Source organism: candidate division KSB1 bacterium (genome assembly GCA_034506395.1).
GTDB lineage: Bacteria > Zhuqueibacterota > Zhuqueibacteria > Thermofontimicrobiales > Thermofontimicrobiaceae > Thermofontimicrobium.
The window spans coordinates 133,741-153,304 of record JAPDPQ010000006.1 but is presented as its reverse complement, the minus strand read 5'-3'; the positions used below and the strand labels follow the sequence as shown (position 1 = coordinate 153,304).

Sequence of the window (19,564 nt, the reverse complement as noted above, 5' to 3'; positions counted from 1 at the left end):
TATTAAAAATGATTGTGAGCAAACTATGGATAGCTTGATTGGGATTACCGCTAAAAATTGGTGGAAGTTGCTCGTCCAAAATAAATTTGCGATTGACCCAGTTCCATTGTATTGGCTCAAGGCGATTGTCATCACTTATAAAAGCCTTCGAAACTCAAAACGCTTCAAAGAGGAGCAACGCGTATATGAGAATGAGATCGCAAAGGTGAATATTGAGCATCCCCCCATATTTATTTTAGGCCATTGGCGCAGTGGCACAACCCTATTGCAAAATTTGATGTTGCTCGATCATCAATTTAGTTTTCCCGCGGTGTTTCAATGCAATTACCCTTATACATTTTTATCAATCGAACCTAAAATCAGGAAACTCTATGCCAATTCCGATTCACATGCGCGTCCCATGGACGATGTGAAAGTGACACCGTTCAGTCCTGGAGAGGAAGAGTTCGCTTTAGCGGTATTGACCCTGAAATCTCCGCTATTAGCATGGGTTTTTCCCCGTCGAGAGCTATTTTATGATCGCTACCTAAATTTTGATCAAGTGGATCAATCAGAAATCGATGAGTGGAAGTCCGCGTTCATGCTATTCATGCGAAAGCTCAGCTATCGCTACGGCCGGCAATTGCTCCTGAAATCTCCTCCCAATACTGGACGGATAAAAATATTATTAGAAATGTTTCCCGATGCAAAATTTATCCATATTCACCGCAATCCTTATGTGGTGTTTCAATCCACTCAGCGACTTTATCAGAAAGCGTTAGCCAATGCCATGCTGCAACGTTCTAACAATTCTAATTTGATCCCCGGCATTCTCAGGCGGTATCAGCAAATGTACCACGCTTATTTCGAGCAACGTGAGCTCATCCCGCCAAATAATTTCATGGAAGTCCAATTTGAAACGCTAGAGGCTGATAAAATCGGAACCATTGAGAGGATTTATTCCCAATTGAACATCCCCGGCTTTTTGAATATAAAACCGCTTTTAGAACAATATTTGAAATCGATTGCCGATTATCAAAAGAACAAGCATCCTGATTTGCCAGAATCGATTAGAAGTCAGATTGCTAATGCCTGGCGAACCAGTTTCGAAACCTGGGGATATGCGATTTAGCCGAATTTGATGCCAACGAGAAGAGACCGAGAAAACTTCTTACCCCCCCTTGGTTTCATCAATAAAATTTGAAGGCGCGGCCTCTACTTAGTATTGTGATATCTGGTCCAGTGCCAAAGCGCAAAAAAGCAGAGCTATTTCAGCTTCGCCCTGCCAATGACTGAACTATTTCTATAAAAAAATGGAGATTTTATGGAAAGCATCATTGGGATTACAGCGGGAGATTGGTTAAGGTTATTGAAAGAGAACAACTTTCGGATCGACTTGCCCTATTTGCACAAAGCTGCAATGCTCACGGTCAGAAGCTTGTTCAATTCGCTTCATCGTCGCAGAGAACTCACACTATTTGGTGCAGCGCTTCAACAGGCTAAACTGGATGCACCACCGTTGTTTATTTTGGGCCATTGGCGAAGTGGAACGACGCTCCTTCATAATTTAATGTGTCAAGACCCCCAATTTTGCTATCCTAATTTGTTCGAGGTCTACAATCCGCACGCCTTTTTGTACTTAGAACCCCTTATTGCGCCTAAAATGGCGGCTGTCCCAGCGATAAAGCGTCCCATGGACAATATGGAGGTCAAATTTGATAGTCCAGCCGAAGATGAATTTGCCCTGGCTATCCTCAGCTTGCGCTCGCCACTTTTAGCATGGCCCTTTCCTCGTCGCGAACAATACTATGATCGAGACTTAACTTTTCAGGACTCATCCCAGGATACAATCAAAAAATGGAAATCCTCGTTGCTTTTTTTATGTAAAAAGCTCACAATAAAATATCATCGGCCGATCATTTTCAAGTCCCCATCCCATACCGGGCGCATTAAGCTGCTTTTGGAACTCTTCCCCGATGCGAAATTTATTCATATTCACCGCAATCCTTATACAGTCTTTTTGTCCACTCGCAAGCTCTACGATACTGCTGTGCCCGGGTCTTATCTGCAACGGCCAAACCTGAATAGCATCAATGACGGGATAATAAGGCGCTACAAAATGATGTATCAGGCATTCTTCGATCAGCTCCACCTCATCCCACAGAACAATTATGCGGAAGTTTGCTTTGAAGAGTTTGAATCCAATATTGTCGCAACGATCGCCACCATTTATCAGCGACTTAATTTGCCAGGGTTTGATGCGCTCAAACCTAAGCTGCAAGCTTACGTCGATTCGATATGCGGGTATAAGAAAAATGTCCATCCTTCGCTCAACAGCCATCTGCGCGAAAAAATCATCCATGACTGGCGATTCTGTTTCGATGCTTGGGGATATGAAATTTGATGCCTCCCTTAATCATCCTTTTCGGTGTTTGATGTCCAAGCTTGGTCGATTTCTATTTAATATTTGAACGAAAAATCATCTTTTTGCCATTTCCATTGCAGGAAAAAATCCGGGCTCAAACAAGCTGAAACGTAACCAGATTCCGCACTTCGTTTGGAATGATCTTTTTAATTCAAATTTAAAGGTCTTCGTTCAGGTGCAATTGAAAACACCGAAATCTTCCTTGTTTTTTTCAATTTTTATCATTATATTTTTTCGATAATTTTTCTCATTGAACGGATTGAAACAATTGCATGGAGGATTTCATGCGAAGACTGGCAAGCGTTGTTCACTTGCTTTTGCTGGCTATCATCTCGATTCCGCTTTTGGCCCAGGATCAATCAGAAAAGAAGATCGAGCTATCTCGAAAGAATTTCGGCTTCCAGATCGGCAGTGGTTTATTTCAAAAAGTAACCCTCAGTTTGACCAATTTCGATCAGCAGGTGATAGCAAGCTCACCCGATTTATTGCCGTTGGATATTAAAGCCAATTTCTATTATTTTTTCACCCCAAATCTTGCCATTCGATTTACCTCGGGTTATGGCTTCAATCAGGAGATTACCAAAGATCAGATAGATTACAGCAAAGTCCATTTGAATCAGAAGCATTATGAATCAGAAACCCAATTTTCAGTAGCGGGCTTTCCTAATGAAATCACTCTAATTTTCCAGACGCCGATTGATGTTCGTGCCAACTCATTTCTGCATTTTGGATTTGGCCTGGGATATTATGTATATAATTATCAGGCCAAAGGAATGATCCAAGAATTGGATGCCAAGACGATGGTTTTATTGCGACAGGAGAAATATCGAAGTCCTGAGCTGACCCTTTCTGGGGCGGCACAATTTTTTGTTTTCGGTTTCGAAATCAAAGTAACTTCACGGATGGCGGCCATGCTCGAGCTGTCTAAACTTGGTTGGAGCGAAATGAAATTAACTCAAGATCATTTGAGCCAACAAGTCGAAAACGGAAAAATTATCTTTGAATCCCAATATGGCTTTTGGCAAAAAAATTATCGCACAAAGAATGGCTTCGATGATATCGCGATGTCTTTGGGCGTTCTATGGCAGCTTTAGGGTGTGAATATTCATGAAGGGATCAGCGAGAGCAGAAAAAGTCCCCTCCCAACACAGATCGTGAGGACGGCAAATTTTGAGCAAAGTGATGTAAATTTCACTGAGAACTGGATTTCAATTTTTATACTAAATGTCTCCCTCGATCAAACGGGGCTTTGTATTGCTTTGTAGTAACGACAGCTCAGAGATCACTATTGCTTGATCCTATGCCAAATAGAGTTCAGCCAGTTTATGGAATGAATCTAAATTGATCTTCGAAGACCAAATTTCGTTTTTGTGCCCTTCCTCTCTTTTGCACCACTTGAAATAAATCCCACTAAGAATTCATTTGTTGGTCGAATCTCAAAAGTCTGCCGCACGGCTGATGATCTAACATGCTCTTATCTCTGAGCTCACAGCTCATACATAAAGGTCAAAGAGATATTTCTGGGCTCTCGCAGATTGCGCTCGAGTTGAACATAAGCATAATTTGTTGCATTATTAATGGCGAGAATGGCAGTAAAAGGATTCAGCCGAAGGTAGGCACGAAACGTCCAGACCTTCTGAGCCACGCGCTGGTCATAACTATAAAGCATGACTGTATCGATCCTGCTGGCGTATCGATATTCTGCCTGAAATTCAAAGGGATCGATCTTGATCGATGGGACAGCGAAAGCCAGTACTTTGGGTCGATAGGTCAGTGGTTTGTGGGTCCTCAAATCCTGAGCATCCATATAGGTGAAATTTGCCTGAAAACCCAGGTGATTATGAAGCCAATTTCCCTTGGTGGAAATTTCAAAACCTCGGATTCTCGCCCGAACGACATTTTGGAATTGAACCTGCAAGCTGAAATCGTCCAAGATTTCTTCCACCGGCTCGATATAATTGTAGTAGTTGTTATTGAACACGGCGGCGTCGAACCACCAATTATTGGTGATCTCCTGATGGACCCCCAATTCCGATGACCATACTGTCTCAGCCTTGAGTTTCTCATTCGGGACGGCGGTGAACAGCTTGTATTTGAAATTGATGAACCTTTCGGTGATAGATGCGGCTCGAAATCCGCTACCCAGTGACAAGCGAATTTTAGTTCCTTCGAACGGATTATAATTCATGCCGAATTTCGGGTTCAAATGGCTCTCCCGATAGCTGGAGTTGATAACCCGATAGTCGTCGTACCGCAACCCCAATGTGGCGGTGATAGTCCTATGAATTTGCCACTGATCCTGAATAAAAGGAGCAATTGAAAAACCGCGATGATTGCCGATAAACTTGGTATGTCCCCCATCCAGTTTGTACTCTGCCCCAAACGTGAGGCTATGGCTTCGGTGGGGCAACCAATCCATTTTCAGTTCAGCGCCAATCCCTTCGGCTGGGAAATAGTCTGTGCCTCGATTGTACTGATCGCCCATTAGTGAACTTAAGAAAGAGGCCCGAAATTTCATTCCGAATTTGGAGCCAAACTGCTTTTGATAGAGGGCGTAAGTGTCGTAGAAGTTCATGCGCACTTTGGCACCATTATAGAACGGGGAGGAGATGAGCGAATTATGCTGATCTTGCCATTCGATGAATTCGCTGCGATTTTCATAGCTATAGCCGCCATAACAGGTCAGCTTTGAGGCATCGGGGAATTGGTAAATGATTTTTGCACTGGCATTGACGCGGTAGAAATCACCGTCCGTGCGATAGCCAGTCGATCGATGATAACCAAGCCCGAGATGAAACCCAAGGTCACCGAAACTTTTGCTATAGCTTAGGTCGTTCCGCGAAAAATTCAGCGTCCGATCGGTCCATTTCCATTGCGGGTATGGCGGATCCGTGTAATAGCCATTTACAGTTCGCAGTTTCAATCGGCCCTCGCGGGTTGGGGACTTTGTGATCACATTTACCACTCCGCCCAGCGCGTTGGAACCATACAGCGCCGATCCAGCCCCTTTGATGACCTCGATCTGTTCTGCATCTAATATGGGCAAGATATTCCAGTTGATTTCATTATTATCGCTGTGCATCATGGGGACTTCATCGATCACCAGGAGCACGCGCGATCCAACGCCTCGGGTATAACCAGATGATCCCCGAATGTTGATATGATTTTCGATGAAATGCACCCCAGGTACGCTCTCGAGCGCGTTGTCCAGCCGCAGCGGGACTCGATCGACTAATTCGATCTTTGGAACGACGGAAACGCTGTGAGGCACAACAGATAAATCTTGTTGTTGCTTGCTGGCAGTAACTACTATTGGATTCAGCCCCAAAACGGTCGGCTCTAACTCCACTGTAGGGACTTTGACCGTGGTTCCGAGCTCGAGCACAATCTCGGAAGACTGAAAAATCTTATAGCCGATCATTGAAAATCGAAGCGTGCAACTGGTGAGGGGGATCTTCTTCAGCACAAAGCTTCCATCTGGATTGGTGCTGGTGCCCAGATAGGTTCCCACCACCATCACATTCACTCCCGCCAGCGGCTGACGCGTCTCTTTATCGATCACTTTGCCCGTGATGGTAGCAAAAATATCTTGAGAATATGCCAAGCTAAGGGAAAATAGTGATAGCGTAACAGCGAGTAACAAGGTCTTCATATCGCACAATTTCCAATGTTAATATTCTCGAACACTCTCTTTATGGCGTTTAGGATTCGAGCTCTGATCTCCGATTCCTTTGATAAAAGAATGATTCATCGCGATCGAGCGTTATCCTCTGGAAAGCCAAGTTTATGATCGTGGTAGCTCATGGATAGGTCTTTGAAAAATCGGCTACAAGATGAATCCAGGTTGTGTCCCCAGTGGCTTTGTCGATCCAATATTCGAAGGTCTGACCTTTGTTGATCCGTTTCCCCTCGTATCGCAGCGTACCAATCTGAATGACAGGATCAATATTGGGAATTTCCAGGTCCGCAATCTTGCGGAAATCATAAGGATCGCCCTTTTCACCCTTCCAGAACAGGGCGATATATTTATGGTTGCCCGGTGATACATCCAGATTAAATTCATAATATGGCTTATAAGGGTTATTTTGAGGCGTTACCCGAGTTGGAAGGGTCAAATCCCAGCCCAATGCGAACAGATAATCGGACACCTTGCTCGGACGATTGGGGAAGGACGCCAAAATCATCATGGCAGTATTGGGATTGAATTCCCCAATATAGGAGATCTTGCCCTTGATGAACGCGCCAGATCGGACAAAGCCGAAATCAGCATAGATATCGATATTGGGAACAAATTGACTGCCGCGGGGAATGGTAACGGATTTAGGCTTGAACAGGTTCGGCTCTGTGTAAACACCCAGAATATTGGAGATCGTTTCAAAGGACCACTCTTCACCCTTTGGCTTCCAAAGCACGGCCACAACATCATAAGTGTTATAAGCCAATGGCATCATGTACTCGATCGTATCCGTTGCCACGTCCCTTCTGAAATACAGCGGTGGCGTTTTGATGATATCGGTCCATTTCTGAGGCGGGAAATCTGGAGCAACCACTACTACCATATCACCGCTTTTGGCTTCTTCCACTTTATCGATGGATTGAATGATGATCTTCCCCTGGATCCATGGCCCCGGTTCTAAGCCATGGTCCTTCTGGCATCTAAGAAAAACGATCGTTAGCACCAGGATCGTGCATAATTGGGCTGAACGTTTCCACATAAGGGATCGGCTCCAGTTTGTCATATCACTTGATCAAAGCAATTTTTTGAGAAGCAGTATTTCGGCTGCTTTTTGCCTTACATATAAAAATACCCGAGCTGACTGGTTGATCCATCTCATCGCGACCGTTCCAGGTCAAACGATGGACCCCAGGCTGATAGGATTCATTTGTCAGCGTGATCAACTTTCTGCCATGGACATCGTAGATTTCGACTTTTACCCAATCCGCTCGGTCCAGCTCGAATGCGATTGTGGTCTCTACGTTAAACGGGTTCGGATAATTCGGCAATAACTTGAAATGAATCGGGAGAAAATCCTCATCTCGATCTAGTACTTTTGCTGCATATTGCTGGGCCTCGGTATAAAGGATCACCGGTGAGTTAAAATTATAGAACATGTTCTCAGCCACAACTGTTGCTTGATTCGCTGGCAAAAAATAAGTCGCGCTATTGTATGTGATGACACCAGCTAAATTGTAACTCTCGAAAAACATACCATGATCACCATAAGAAAGGCTGTCTCCGGTATCATAGTCGCGGCTCATTGGCAAAGGATTATTGGATTTGTCATCCCAATAATACAGTGATTGGGAATATGGATCAGCCACGCTCGGATCTCTCTCAAAAATGACGGAATTGATGGTCAATAGCGTGCCGAAATTGCCAGTTACCATGGTCCAATTTGGCGAGTTTCCCTTGAGCAAGAGATTCATCTTGCTTGCATCGCTCGTCCCATCTACAACAATGTCTTGATTCTTTATCCCGCTGCTATCCCCGCTATAAAATTTTGCTCCGCTGATGCGAGGATCCAAATCATAAGACATGCGCAAAGCTTTGAACAGCCATTGCGCCTGCAACTCGACCTTGCCACTAAAGTTGCTAAAGTAGGGGAAGTATTTTCTAGTGAATGTTGCGGAGTATTCAAAATTTGGGATATCGAATTTAAGGGAGTCACGACGTTGAATTCTAATGGGACCGGCTTTGATATAAGCTGCTGATTTGATCAAAACCTTTGTTTCATCAAAGAACAAGTCTGCTCCTGGAAACGGGATCGCACGGATTCGCAGCTTGGTTCGATCATAAAAATCCTTACCATCTCCTTTTCCATCGCTGGTGATCAGTATTGTTTGCGGAAACCAATTGCGCCGATTGCCCATCACATAGTACTTGCCGATGACGCTATCCACATCAGCATCGTAATTCAGATATCTAATTGGGCTTTTGTTTTGCTCGGTCAAAGTTGCAGATCGATAAAGATAGCACCAGCCGCGCTTGGTTTTATCCCGACTGTCAACGACTTCGATCTCATACCTTTTATAGGATTTCGAGTCCGCATCGTCGATCCAATTGCCCGGGCTGACTTTATCGCCCAGATCCTGGGCTAAAAAAAGCAGTTCATCATTATCGTCAAACAATTGATCTGGAACATCTGCGATCGTTGGATCGAGCTCATCGATCTGAAAGGGGATCGGCTTCCATGCGGATTCATTCTGTGAATAGGCATAGAGGTAAAGTTGGTTGATTTGGGTATTATTAAAAATTGGGAAGAAACTGCCTTTGATGATTACAGTTTCATAGCCGCGTTCGGGTGGCAGATTCTTGGTTTGTAGCACCTGGCCGGTGGACGCAACAACGGCCAACAACAAAACAGTGCAGAGGATGATCAATCGGTAGTAGGTTTTCATGATGGTGTCCTCCTTGTAAATTGAAGAAGAAATATTGTCTGATTATCGGAGTGAAAGCTGCTAATGAAACGAACGGCATAAAAAAAGGGTTCCTTTTTACTTCTGCCCATGTATACATTTTGCAGATCCAATAGGAACCCTGATTTGTTAATTTGCTTTTGCCTGGCTCCGGCGGTAGGACTCGAACCTACAGCCTAGTGGTTAACAGCCACCCGCTCTGCCGATTGAGCTACGCCGGAATTTTTTGGCAAACTGCCAATAAAGATGGGTTAAAAATAAAAACCGCCTCTCATTCGAATAACTATGTCCAAAAAAATCGCCGCCAATATACAAATTTTTTTGCTCAATGTCAACAGTTTTTTTAGGTTAATTTTCGGCAGTATTGGGAACAAAACGAATTGGCTTGAATTCAATATCCGAAGCCAAATTCAATTTTTAAATGTATAACTCGGAGGGGAAAATGAGCTTGAGAATAAAATTATTGCTGATCGCCGCGACGATTCTGAGCGTTTCGATACTCCCAAACCTCAATTTGAGGGGGAAAGAAATTTCTGGAACCGTGTTCGAAGATGCAAACAAAAATCTCAAATATGATAAGGGAGAAAGAGGCCTTCCAGGGGTGAGGGTATCCAATCAGCAGGATGTGGTAGTAACCGATGCCCAAGGCCGCTATAGACTTCCGATAGATGATGAGACAATTATTTTCATCATTAAACCGATTGGATATACAATTCCTACCAATGAAAAGCAACTGCCCCAATTTTATTATATCCACCAACCCAAGGGCTCACCCGATGCTAATTTCAAGCACAAAGGTTTAGCTCCAACGGGTAAGCTTCCTGCGTCGCTCGATTTCCCGCTGTTCAAGACAGATGAACCGGATCGCTTTGAAGTGATCGTATTCTCTGATCCGCAACCGCGCAATCATCAAGAAATTGATTATATCCGAGATGATGTGGTCGCTGAGCTAATTGGGACGAATGCTCTATTCGGTATCACGCTCGGCGATATCACATTTGACGATCTCTCTCTTTATGATCGCTACAATCAAATTGTCGCTCAGATTGGAATTCCGTTCTACAATGTGCCTGGCAACCACGACATGAACTATGATGCCGCAGATGATCGTTATTCGTTAGAGACATTCAAGCGGCATTTCGGCCCCTCCTATTATTCATTTGATGTTGGAAAGGTCCATTTCATTGTTCTGGACGTCGTGGAATATTTAGGGAAAGATGCGGAAGGTCGCTCGCGCTACCAGGGCAAAATTGGGGACCGGCAGCTTCGATGGCTGAGCAATGACCTTAAATTCGTGCCGAAGGATCATCTCATCGTGTTGAACATGCACATTCCGATCTATACTTCCTATGGAGATGATGCTTCGATCAATGTAGTGGATCGCACTGCGCTATTTGAATTGTTAAAGGATCGAGATCGGGTGCTGGCGTTGGCTGGACACATGCACAATTTGGAACACAATTTCATCGGCGAACGATTGGGTTGGCAGGGAAAGCAACCAATGCATCAGGTGATTTGCGCCGCTGTATCTGGCACATGGTGGACCGGCCCTAAGGATGAGCGAGGTATTCCCATTGCAGATCAACGGGATGGGACGCCCAATGGCTATCACATCATCTGTTTCGAAGGAAATCGTTATTACGAGACTTTCAAGGCAGCCAAATTTGGCATCGATTTTCAATTGCGAATTTCCGATCCCGTTGGAAAAATCGGCGTACAAGAGCTCCAGCAGCGGAAAGTGGTGGTCAATGTATTTGATGGCAGTGAAAAATCAACTGTCGAATGGCAATTGGACGGTGGGATATTTCAGAAGATGGAGCAAACGGCCATAAAAGATCCTTATTACGAGCGCATCTATCATCAGGTTAAAGCTGACTTGCCGACATGGGTTGCGCCAGAGATCTCGACTCATATATGGACCGCGCCATTGCCACCGGATCTAAGTCGCGGCGTTCATAAAATTGTTGTCAAAACCGTGGATCAATTTGGAAGAGAATTTGAGGCAGCATCAATTTTTGAGGTAGCTGAATAGCTTTCGGACATGGCAATCACAAGGGGAGCAGGCGATGGCGAGGCACGCAGTTTGGGTTGCGATATTTACAACCTTGCTGATGGGAGGGACGATCGGAATGAGCCATGGTCAGGAACCGAAAGATCGTCCCAAAATTGGACTAGCGCTGAGCGGAGGGGGCGCTAAAGGTCTAGCGCATATCGGCGTCTTGAAGGTATTAGAGCAAGCTGGTTTTCCGATCGATTACATTGCTGGCACCAGCATGGGCAGCGTTGTCGGGGCGCTTTATGCCATCGGCTATCGCGCTGATGAACTGAAGCGGATCGCGCTCAGCACCAATTGGGAAGACCTGTTAACCGATGAAGTCTCCAGACGCTATGTAGCGATGGAGGAGAAGATCTGGGATGGTCGCTATATTGGATCGTTTCCGATCAGCAACCGCGGGCTCCAATTGCCATCGGGATTGATTGCTGGGCAAAAGATCTCCAAATATTTTGCTCGGCTTACTTGGTCGGCTCATCATATCAATGATTTCAGACAATTGCCCATCCCTTTCATCTGTGTTGCTACTGATATTGCAACGGGCGAAGCGGTTCCGATCGATAGCGGCTTTTTGCCAGATGCCATTCGTGCGAGTATGGCGATCCCTACTGTTTTCACACCTGTGAAATTGCATGATCGCCTCTTGGTAGACGGTGGATTAGTGCGAAACTTGCCAGCCGAGGACGTAAAACGATTGGGGGCGGACATCATTATAGGCGTTGATGTCAGTTTTACTTTGATCCCGGAAGATCAGATCAAATCGTTTTTGGATATTATCACCCAGTCATTGAGTTTCGTCGAGGCACAATCTCGGGAGCGACAGCGGGCACTATGTCACATTCTTATCCAGCCAGATATTTCAGAACTCTCGATGTTCAGCTTCAATAAAGCGGAAGAGATCATTCGCCGAGGAGAAGTGGCTGCCGAAGCAATGCTCCCTATAATTCGGGCATTGATGGACTCACTGAATATCCCCCCAAACCCACCGATTACGTTTCTGCCCCCTCAGGTGGATTCGATTTACATCAAAACCTTAAAGATCACTGGCCTGAAAGATGTCTCGCGGCGATTGGTTTTAGCCGAACTGAACTTCCAACCCCCCGGCTGGATTACAGCCCAAGGGCTGGATGAAGCGATCGACCGCTTGTATAGCTCCCGTTTTTTTGAGCGGGTCACATATAAACTGATCCCCAGCGACCAGGGGAACGATTTGGTGATCCGGGTGACCGAAAAAAGCACGCATCTATTTCGATTCGGACTGAGATACGATAGCTATTTCAAGGCCGCTTTGATATTAAACACCACTTTCCGCAACCTGGCTGAGCATGGATCAAATCTGATCCTTGACCTCAAGTTAGGCGATCAATCCATGATCGACATCCAATATTTTATCCACACTGGGCTACGACAACGCTTCGGCCTTCATGCGAACGCCAACCATTCCATTGAGGATTTTGACATCTATGAACAAAAGCAGCGGACGTCAAACATTCGGGCGACGACCGTTAAAGGCGAATTGGTCTTGGGAAGCATATTTTCAACTATTGCAATCGTAGGGTTCGGGATGAGAGGAGAGTATATTCATTTGACACCGCGAATCGGCAGCGAGGGTCTCGACTCAAGAGATTTTCGCCTGCTTTCGCTATATAGCCTCATCTGGATGGACACATTCAACCATGCGGTGTTTCCAACGCGCGGTCAATCGCTCAAACTTACAGGGTTGCTGGCCGATCGAAGGGCCGGTAGCAATGTCGACATGAACCGTTTGCACTTTGATTATAAATTAGTTCATCCTGTTCACCGTCGCGCTTCGCTGCTATTGAGATGCCAACTCGGAGCAGTGTTTGGAGAAAATATCCCATTGAACTACAAATTCTATCTCGGCGGCGCCGATTCCTTCGATGGACTCAAATATCAAGAACGCAGTGGGGATTATCTGCAAGCTATCCAGGCTGGTGTTCAATTCGAATTCATGCCAAAACGATTTCTCCAGCTTCGAGCAAGTCTTGGGAATACCTCAGACCGATGGAACAATCTACTTATTAACCGTTCCGCTATTGCTGGATTTGGAACCAGCATTGGAGCGATTACTCCCATCGGACCAATCGAATTGACGGTGATGGGCGGAAGCTGGCATCGATTGCTGGTCTATTTCAACCTTGGTTATAAATTTTAATCGATAATTTGGATATCGAATTCGTTCCTCAGATCTTCATTGTTCCCTCACCCTGATTTTAACGCGACTTGCCGCAATACTGAATTGATCACTTGAGCAGAGCGATGCAATCCATCCAGCTCTTCGCTGGACAATGGCAATTCGATCTGAGACACAACACCCTGGCGGCTGACGATTGTTGGCACACTGAGGCAAACGTCGGAGAGGCCAAGATAATTCTCCAAATAACTTGAGATGGTCAGGATACTTTTTTGATCTCTTACGATGCTTTCGACCATGGTTAGCGTCGCCAGCCCAATGGCGTGGTAGGTAGCTCCTTTTTTCTCGATCAGGTGATAGGCAGCCGTTCGAACTTCCTCAAAAATCCGCTGTTTCATCTCCATCGAACAACCGCGCGTACATTTCTTGCAGAACTGATCCAGTTGAACGCCGCTGATGTGTACGAGGCTCCAGACTGGTACCTCGCTATCGCCATGCTCCCCAATGATATAAGCATGAACATTGCGCGGGTCCACACCGCAGTGCTGGCTCAATAGAAATCGAAATCGCGCGCTGTCTAATGTGGTTCCCGTTCCGATAACACGGTTGGGCGCAAAGCCAGAAAATTTGATCGTCGCGTAGGTGAGCACATCGACTGGATTAGAGACAATGATAAAAATGGCGTGGCGGTTGTATTGTGCGATTTCAGGGATCATGCCTCGAAAAATTTCAACGTTCCGGTGGGTCAAATCCAGTCGGGATTCGCCTGGTTTCTGAGCCGCACCTGCGGTGATAACTACAATATCGGCATCAGCGCAATCTGCATAAGTGCCAGCATAAATCCGAGTCGGATGAACATACGGGAGACCATGACTTAAATCCTGTGCCTGTCCTTCAGCCAGATCCCGATTGATATCAATTAATACGATCTCCGATGCCAATCCCCTGATTAAAAGCGCGTACGCAAAAGTTGATCCTACCTGTCCCGCGCCAACGATACAAATCTTTAATGTTAATTTTTGCTCCATTATCAACCTCGCCAGTACATTAGACCAATCACTGCTCGGTATGCCTGCTCAAATTGAAATGCATTGCAAAAGAAAAATTATGACCGATATTTAAGGCGACCCGTAGCATCATTAACTAAATGTCACGATCAACATTCAGCAGAACGCTCAGCAAGACTTCCGAGGAAGATCAAAGCGCCGTAATAACTCTGCTTAAAACTCGTGCTCATCTCAAATTTCAGCTAATCGATCTGGGTCAATTTCATCACCTCCAACTGATAAAAGCTTGAGCGTTTCCGAGAGAAAGAATCAAACACTATGTAGCGCGCTGAATGGAGCTGGCGCTCCTCAACAGGTGCGGATTCATCAGAATACAGTTGTAAAAATAACTGAGCCCATTTTTATTCAAATATTCTCTGACCGCATCGTCCATGGTGTTTAATTGAAACCAGAATTCTTTTATGCCTCGTTGATGGCATTGCTTGACCACTTCGAGGGAAATAGTGGGATTAGTGATAATGATCGCTCCTTCCAACTCTTGGTGGATCTCATCCAACGAGCGATAGCATTTGATGGAGTCGATCTGATTAGCATTCGGATTGATGGGATAGATATGGTATCCGTTACTGATCAGCAAGTCATAGACTTGACGGCTCACACGGGCTGGATTTCGAGAAAAGCCAAACAGCGCCAAATGCCTTTTTTTCCAGAATTGCATCATTTTTTCGAGATCAGTCATAACTGTTCCCTTATCGGTTTAGAATCTAATTTGAAATGAGATAGATCCCTGCCAGATTAGAAAACCGCTCACTCCGACCCGCTGAAGGATGCCAATATAAAGGATCGGCGAGGACGAATTATAAACTAATTGGGTTGATGTGAAATTGTTAAAATCCCAAAAGGACCAAAAGTTTCATCAAGGCATTAAGAACATCGATCGACTGGGAATGATATTTATGGGCTGTAATTGTCAAAACAAACTCAAGTTGCTTCTCATGATTGCGATCACTAAGAGGCCTTGGCCGATCGATTTGGACAAATTTTAGCTTGCTTCTTACATTTTTTTTGATTATAATTTTCAGCAAAATTGGTTTATCAGTGCAACAAAAGATTTCGGTCAAATTAATCCAGCACAATTACCCAATTGAGTATCGGATCAAATGATAGTCGCGCTGCTTTATGATTGTTTGATTTGTAAAACTGACAAGAGGGGGTAAGAAGAGATCATTTTTTCGATAGCGGGTCCAAAGGAAATGCAAATGACAAACTCAGCGATACTTTTTTTCGCTTTTATGATGGCGGGAGCGAAAGGAATCCCAATGGATATGATCGAATCCCTCCCAAAGGAGATCCTCGGCTGGCAGGCGGTGCAGCCAGATGAAGCGTATGATCGAGAAACGCTGTATGATTACATTGATGGCGGTGCCGAGTTGTATTTAACATATGATTTTCGGGAGGCGATAGTGCGACGATTTAGCAAATCCGGGGCTCCCGACATCGAGTTGGGAATATATAACATGGGTTCAGCCCAGGATGCTTTCGGCATCTTTTCAGCAGAGCGTCAAGATGAGGATGTCGGAATTGGGCAGGATTCAGAGTACGGCGGAGGTCTTTTGCGCTTTTGGAAAGGCCAATATTTTGTATCGATCTTGGCGATCGGCGATGAGCAGGAAGCTCGGCCGGCAGTTCTGGCGCTTGCACAGAGCGTCGCAAATGCTATTCCCCAGATTGGCGAGCCACCGCCAATGTTAAAATTTTTGCCAAGAGAGAACTTAATCAAGAATCGAATCCGCTTCTTTCACAGCCATCAGGTGCTCAATCGGCAATATTTTCTCTCCACCGAAAATATTTTAAAACTGGATCAGAAGACCGATGCCATATTAGCTCCCTATCAGATCAATGCCACCAGAAGCCTTCTGCTTCTCATCCGCTACCCTGATCGTTCAAAAGCGAAGAAAGCTCATACCGCGTTTTTGACCGAATATCTCCCAGAAGCAATTTCCAATCCAGCCGCCCAGACAGAAGAGGGCAAATGGACATTGACCAAGGTCTGGGACAGATATGTGATGATCGTTTTTGATGCGCCAGATCAGATCTGGGCTGATGAGCTCTTGGAGCGGGTGATAACCTCTTTACGAGGGCAATAGTGGCGTGATCAAGACGAAAGGAAGTGCTCGGACGCCAGAAAGACAATCGCAATTCAATTTCTATGTCGTGTGACGAATCTGATCAACGTGCGGTGGGATTGTACATTGAAATTAAGGTCAGAAGGAGAACCGAGATGAGCGAGAAAATGACGCGCAGAGATTTCATGCGAGGGACAGCCGCGGCGGCGATGGGAATAGCGCTGGGAATTCCATTGAACCAGGCGAAAAAAGCCAGGGTTGTCCTAGTGCGCCACCAATTAGCTGTTGATGAAAATTCCCAGGTCAATAAAGAAATAATTGCCAAGATGCTGGATGATGCAGTCATGGCATTAACACAGCAAACCGACCCACTGGCCGGCTGGAAGAAACTGATCGATCCGAGCGATGTCGTCGGCATAAAGACCAATGTGTGGCGCTTTCTGCCCACGCCGGCGGAACTGGAAGCTGCCATCAAGCAAAGGTTGCAGGATGTGGGCGTGGCAGCGGAGAACATCGCATTTAATGATCGCGGGGTGAGAAACGATCCTGTATTTCAGCGGGCGACTGCCTTGATCAACACTCGGCCATTGCGAACCCATTATTGGGCGGGTATTGGTGGTTGCATTAAAAATCTGATCACTTTTGGGGAACGCTGGCCTGACTATCACCCTGATAGTTGCGCCGATCTCGGATTGCTGTTGAAATTGCCCCAGGTTCAGGGCAAAATCCGATTGAACATCTTATGCGCCCTCACCCCTCAGTTCCACGGTCGCGGCCCGCATCATTTCGATCAGAGGTACGTATGGCGCTACAATGGCCTAATCGTCAGCACCGATGCCGTTGCGGCCGATGCTGTTGGATTGAAATTGATCCAAGCGAAAAGATTGGAGCATTTCGGCCAAGAAATCGAGCTGGAAACCACTCCGAAGCACATCCGTCTCGCTGGCGAAAAGCATAAAGTTGGGGTGAGCGATTGGAACCAGATTGAGCTCATCAAGCTTGGCTGGAATGATGGGATCTTAATTTAGTCTTGTTACAAAAATCAGAATGATAGCATTATTGTCATTCCTGCAATGCAGGAATCTTTTTCCATGACGGTATCTAATTCAATTCAGGCTTTTCCCAATTTTTCAAGGCATCGAAGCAATGGTCCTTACGAGGAACTTCCCGCCAGTCTTTTGATGCAGCGGCAATAGATAAGCTCAAGAGGTCGACGAAAGTTAATTTATGGATTGCATAAGTATGAGTGCAAAAATATTTATCATCGAAGATGATTCAGATATCTGCGAGATCCTGAGTTACAATTTGAAGCAAGAGGACTTTGATGTTCAGGTTTTTAACGATGGCAAAAAAGGGGTGGAGGCCATTCTTGCTTCGCCGCCAGATTTGGTGTTGCTTGATTTAATGTTGCCAGGAAAAAGTGGCATGGAAGTGATGCGATCGATTCGCAATGAGGAGGCCACTGCCAATCTGCCGATCATTATGATCACCGCACGGTCTGAGGAGATGGACATCCTGCATGGCCTGGAACAAGGCGCTGATGATTATATCACCAAGCCATTTCGGATCAAAGAGGTCATCGCCCGGGTAAAAGCGCTATTGCGCCGGCATCTTCGCGATGAAGATAAAGTCTATCAATATGGCGATCTCGTGGTGAATTTTTCCAAGCATCAAGTGACAATTAACGATCAACTTGTCGACTTAACGCCCAAGGAGTTCCTCATGCTGAAGGCGCTCATCCAGGCCAATGGCCGGGTGCTGTCGCGAGATAAACTATTGGATCAGGTATGGGGATTCGACTATTACGGAGATCCCCGCACCGTGGATGTCCACGTGCGCCGGCTGCGCCAAAAATTGGGTCAATGGGCTGATTTTGTGGAGACTGTGAAGGGATTCGGATATCGGATCAAGGTGGATTAAATTAACTTAAAAAGCTCGCAAAGCATGAGTCGAGAAAATTGTTCGGGATTAGGAGAGGAGGGGGCGCGGAATTGTGGATTATTGGAATAAAGAAAGGCCAGAACAATCTGTTTTTGATTCAAGATATAGGATAAATAATTCGGAGGAGATATAATGCAATTCAATGGATTAAATTTGCATCTGGGTAATTTATCACGACTCTCGCACGCGCAGACGCGGTCTATCAGTGCAGAAAATTTTACTGGTGCGAAGGGAAAAGGCGGGATGGCGACCGTTGGTGCCCTAGCTCATGCGGCTCGCGATCTGGGACAGGGCTGGAAAGTTTCGCCTTGTATTAATCTGGAGCCCAATAGCACGGTTACGCTGGCGGACATCAAAGGTCCCGGTGCAATCCAACATATTTGGATGACGGTAAGCCCAAAAGAATGGCGGCGAATCGTGCTTCGATTTTACTGGGATGACGAGCCAACTCCTTCCATCGAGGTCCCGATTGGGGATTTCTTCTGCAACGGTTGGTGCTTGCCCTGTTTGGTCAATTCGTTGGCTGTCGCTGCGAATCCTGTGGGGGGATTTAATTGCTATTGGGAAATGCCGTTCCGAAAATCTGCCAAAATCACAGTTGAAAGCCTCAGCGAAGAAAAAATTGAAGGTTTCTTCTACCAAATTACATATACATTGACCGATGTCCCTGAAGATGTCGGCTATTTTCACGCCCAATGGCGGAGAAACAATCCACTGCCTTATAAGCAAGTGCATACATTGCTGGACGGCGTGAATGGTCAGGGTCATTATGTTGGCACCTATATGGCCTGGGGCGTTAATAATAATGGCTGGTGGGGCGAAGGAGAGATCAAATTCTATCTCGATGGGGATAAAGATTTCCCGACGATCTGCGGCACTGGCACAGAAGACTATTTTGGCGGGGCCTGGGGATTTGTCTTCCCTGAGGGACAATACTGTGAGTTTTCTGCTGCATATTCTGGCATGCCCCAGGTGATTCGTCCTGATGGCTTTACCCGTGCCAATACCCGTTTCGGTCTTTATCGCTGGCATATCATGGATCCCATCCGCTTTGAACAAGACCTTCGCGTAACAATCCAAGCTTTGGGTTGGCGGACTCAGATGGGTAAACAACCCGCGCGGTATCTCCCGCTGCAAGATGATATCTCCTCTGTCGCCTTCTGGTATCAAGCTGAACCTCATGCTCCATTTCCCAAGCTTCCAGATCGGGATTATTTGGAAGTCATCTAAAGCTCAAGGGTCTCACGCCTGTATTGGGTGGGCAGTGATCAGTGGGCAGTAATCAGTCATCAGTGATCAGTAATCAGTAATCAGTAATCGGTGATTCAGTGATGAGCATAATATCTCGTTGATCACTGAATCACCATTCAGAAATTTTGCTTGATTTTTTCAATGTGATTTTTATATTGAAAAGTAATTTAATTTTTCATCTTTGCGGTTGCCTACAATTGTTTTATCATG

Annotated in this window: 14 protein-coding genes and 1 tRNA gene; 9 read left to right on the top strand and 6 right to left on the bottom strand. The window is 45.6% G+C overall.

Annotated elements, in window-relative coordinates; translation table 11 throughout:
- Positions 1–25 precede the first annotated feature (25 nt).
- The 3 genes from ONB37_06145 (at position 26) to ONB37_06135 (ending at position 3,498) form a co-directional block, all read left to right on the top strand.
- Positions 26–1,111, top strand: coding sequence for a sulfotransferase (locus tag ONB37_06145; protein MDZ7399731.1), 1,086 nt, complete (start codon positions 26–28; stop codon positions 1,109–1,111).
- Between the two features lie 192 nt (positions 1,112–1,303).
- Positions 1,304–2,383 carry a sulfotransferase gene (locus tag ONB37_06140; GenBank protein MDZ7399730.1) on the top strand — a complete coding sequence of 360 codons (1,080 nt, stop codon included), beginning with the start codon at positions 1,304–1,306 and terminating at the stop codon, positions 2,381–2,383.
- A gap of 305 nt (positions 2,384–2,688) precedes the next feature.
- Positions 2,689–3,498, top strand: a complete 810-nt coding sequence (locus ONB37_06135; protein MDZ7399729.1) for a hypothetical protein — start codon at positions 2,689–2,691, stop codon at positions 3,496–3,498.
- A gap of 392 nt (positions 3,499–3,890) precedes the next feature.
- On the opposite strand, the gene ONB37_06130 is transcribed toward ONB37_06135, so the two are convergent.
- The 4 genes from ONB37_06130 to ONB37_06115 all read right to left on the bottom strand — a co-directional run bounded on the left by ONB37_06130 (position 3,891) and on the right by ONB37_06115 (position 9,042).
- Entirely contained in the window at positions 3,891–6,056 is a 2,166-nt protein-coding gene (locus ONB37_06130; GenBank protein ID MDZ7399728.1) for a TonB-dependent receptor, read from the bottom strand.
- 148 nt (positions 6,057–6,204) lie between these two features.
- Positions 6,205–7,119 (bottom strand): hypothetical protein, encoded by a 915-nt coding sequence (locus ONB37_06125; GenBank protein MDZ7399727.1) that lies wholly within the window; start codon positions 7,117–7,119, stop codon positions 6,205–6,207.
- Positions 7,120–7,144: 25 nt separating this feature from the next.
- A complete protein-coding gene (locus tag ONB37_06120; protein MDZ7399726.1) occupies positions 7,145–8,803 on the bottom strand; it encodes a T9SS type A sorting domain-containing protein in 1,659 nt (552 codons plus the stop codon).
- Between the two features lie 163 nt (positions 8,804–8,966).
- Positions 8,967–9,042, bottom strand: a tRNA-Asn gene (locus tag ONB37_06115).
- Between the two features lie 221 nt (positions 9,043–9,263).
- Between ONB37_06115 and ONB37_06110 the strand changes: the two genes are divergently transcribed.
- Both ONB37_06110 and ONB37_06105 read left to right on the top strand, forming a co-directional pair.
- Entirely contained in the window at positions 9,264–10,853 is a 1,590-nt protein-coding gene (locus ONB37_06110) for a calcineurin-like phosphoesterase family protein (GenBank protein ID MDZ7399725.1), read from the top strand.
- A 34-nt stretch (positions 10,854–10,887) separates the two neighbouring features.
- Positions 10,888–13,050 carry a patatin-like phospholipase family protein gene (locus ONB37_06105; protein MDZ7399724.1) on the top strand — a complete coding sequence of 721 codons (2,163 nt, stop codon included), beginning with the start codon at positions 10,888–10,890 and terminating at the stop codon, positions 13,048–13,050.
- Between the two features lie 47 nt (positions 13,051–13,097).
- Here ONB37_06105 and ONB37_06100 read toward each other — a convergent pair whose 3' ends face one another.
- Both ONB37_06100 and ONB37_06095 read right to left on the bottom strand, forming a co-directional pair.
- Positions 13,098–14,057: an L-lactate dehydrogenase gene (locus ONB37_06100; GenBank protein ID MDZ7399723.1), complete on the bottom strand. Its 960-nt coding sequence runs from the start codon at positions 14,055–14,057 to the stop codon at positions 13,098–13,100.
- A 295-nt stretch (positions 14,058–14,352) separates the two neighbouring features.
- Positions 14,353–14,775 carry a CoA-binding protein gene (locus ONB37_06095; protein MDZ7399722.1) on the bottom strand — a complete coding sequence of 141 codons (423 nt, stop codon included), beginning with the start codon at positions 14,773–14,775 and terminating at the stop codon, positions 14,353–14,355.
- A 580-nt stretch (positions 14,776–15,355) separates the two neighbouring features.
- Here ONB37_06095 and ONB37_06090 point away from each other — a divergent pair.
- The 4 genes from ONB37_06090 (at position 15,356) to ONB37_06075 (ending at position 19,333) form a co-directional block, all read left to right on the top strand.
- Complete coding sequence (locus ONB37_06090) at positions 15,356–16,183, top strand: hypothetical protein (GenBank protein ID MDZ7399721.1); 828 nt, start codon at positions 15,356–15,358, stop codon at positions 16,181–16,183.
- A 134-nt stretch (positions 16,184–16,317) separates the two neighbouring features.
- Complete coding sequence (locus ONB37_06085) at positions 16,318–17,190, top strand: DUF362 domain-containing protein (protein ID MDZ7399720.1); 873 nt, start codon at positions 16,318–16,320, stop codon at positions 17,188–17,190.
- Positions 17,191–17,404: 214 nt separating this feature from the next.
- Positions 17,405–18,082: a response regulator transcription factor gene (locus ONB37_06080; GenBank protein ID MDZ7399719.1), complete on the top strand. Its 678-nt coding sequence runs from the start codon at positions 17,405–17,407 to the stop codon at positions 18,080–18,082.
- 153 nt (positions 18,083–18,235) lie between these two features.
- Positions 18,236–19,333, top strand: a complete 1,098-nt coding sequence (locus ONB37_06075; GenBank protein MDZ7399718.1) for a DUF2961 domain-containing protein — start codon at positions 18,236–18,238, stop codon at positions 19,331–19,333.
- Positions 19,334–19,564: the final 231 nt, after the last annotated feature.

Excerpts from the sequence above, each read along its gene's own strand:
- ONB37_06145 (MDZ7399731.1), top strand. The coding sequence starts at position 26 with ATGGATAGCTTGATTGGGATTACCGCTAAAAATTGGTGGAAGTTGCTC.
- ONB37_06140 (MDZ7399730.1), top strand. The coding sequence starts at position 1,304 with ATGGAAAGCATCATTGGGATTACAGCGGGAGATTGGTTAAGGTTATTG.
- ONB37_06135 (MDZ7399729.1), top strand. The coding sequence starts at position 2,689 with ATGCGAAGACTGGCAAGCGTTGTTCACTTGCTTTTGCTGGCTATCATC.
- ONB37_06130 (MDZ7399728.1), bottom strand. The coding sequence starts at position 6,056 with ATGAAGACCTTGTTACTCGCTGTTACGCTATCACTATTTTCCCTTAGC.
- ONB37_06125 (MDZ7399727.1), bottom strand. The coding sequence starts at position 7,119 with ATGTGGAAACGTTCAGCCCAATTATGCACGATCCTGGTGCTAACGATC.
- ONB37_06120 (MDZ7399726.1), bottom strand. The coding sequence starts at position 8,803 with ATGAAAACCTACTACCGATTGATCATCCTCTGCACTGTTTTGTTGTTG.
- ONB37_06110 (MDZ7399725.1), top strand. The coding sequence starts at position 9,264 with ATGAGCTTGAGAATAAAATTATTGCTGATCGCCGCGACGATTCTGAGC.
- ONB37_06105 (MDZ7399724.1), top strand. The coding sequence starts at position 10,888 with ATGGCGAGGCACGCAGTTTGGGTTGCGATATTTACAACCTTGCTGATG.
- ONB37_06100 (MDZ7399723.1), bottom strand. The coding sequence starts at position 14,057 with ATGGAGCAAAAATTAACATTAAAGATTTGTATCGTTGGCGCGGGACAG.
- ONB37_06095 (MDZ7399722.1), bottom strand. The coding sequence starts at position 14,775 with ATGACTGATCTCGAAAAAATGATGCAATTCTGGAAAAAAAGGCATTTG.
- ONB37_06090 (MDZ7399721.1), top strand. The coding sequence starts at position 15,356 with ATGGATATGATCGAATCCCTCCCAAAGGAGATCCTCGGCTGGCAGGCG.
- ONB37_06085 (MDZ7399720.1), top strand. The coding sequence starts at position 16,318 with ATGAGCGAGAAAATGACGCGCAGAGATTTCATGCGAGGGACAGCCGCG.
- ONB37_06080 (MDZ7399719.1), top strand. The coding sequence starts at position 17,405 with ATGAGTGCAAAAATATTTATCATCGAAGATGATTCAGATATCTGCGAG.
- ONB37_06075 (MDZ7399718.1), top strand. The coding sequence starts at position 18,236 with ATGCAATTCAATGGATTAAATTTGCATCTGGGTAATTTATCACGACTC.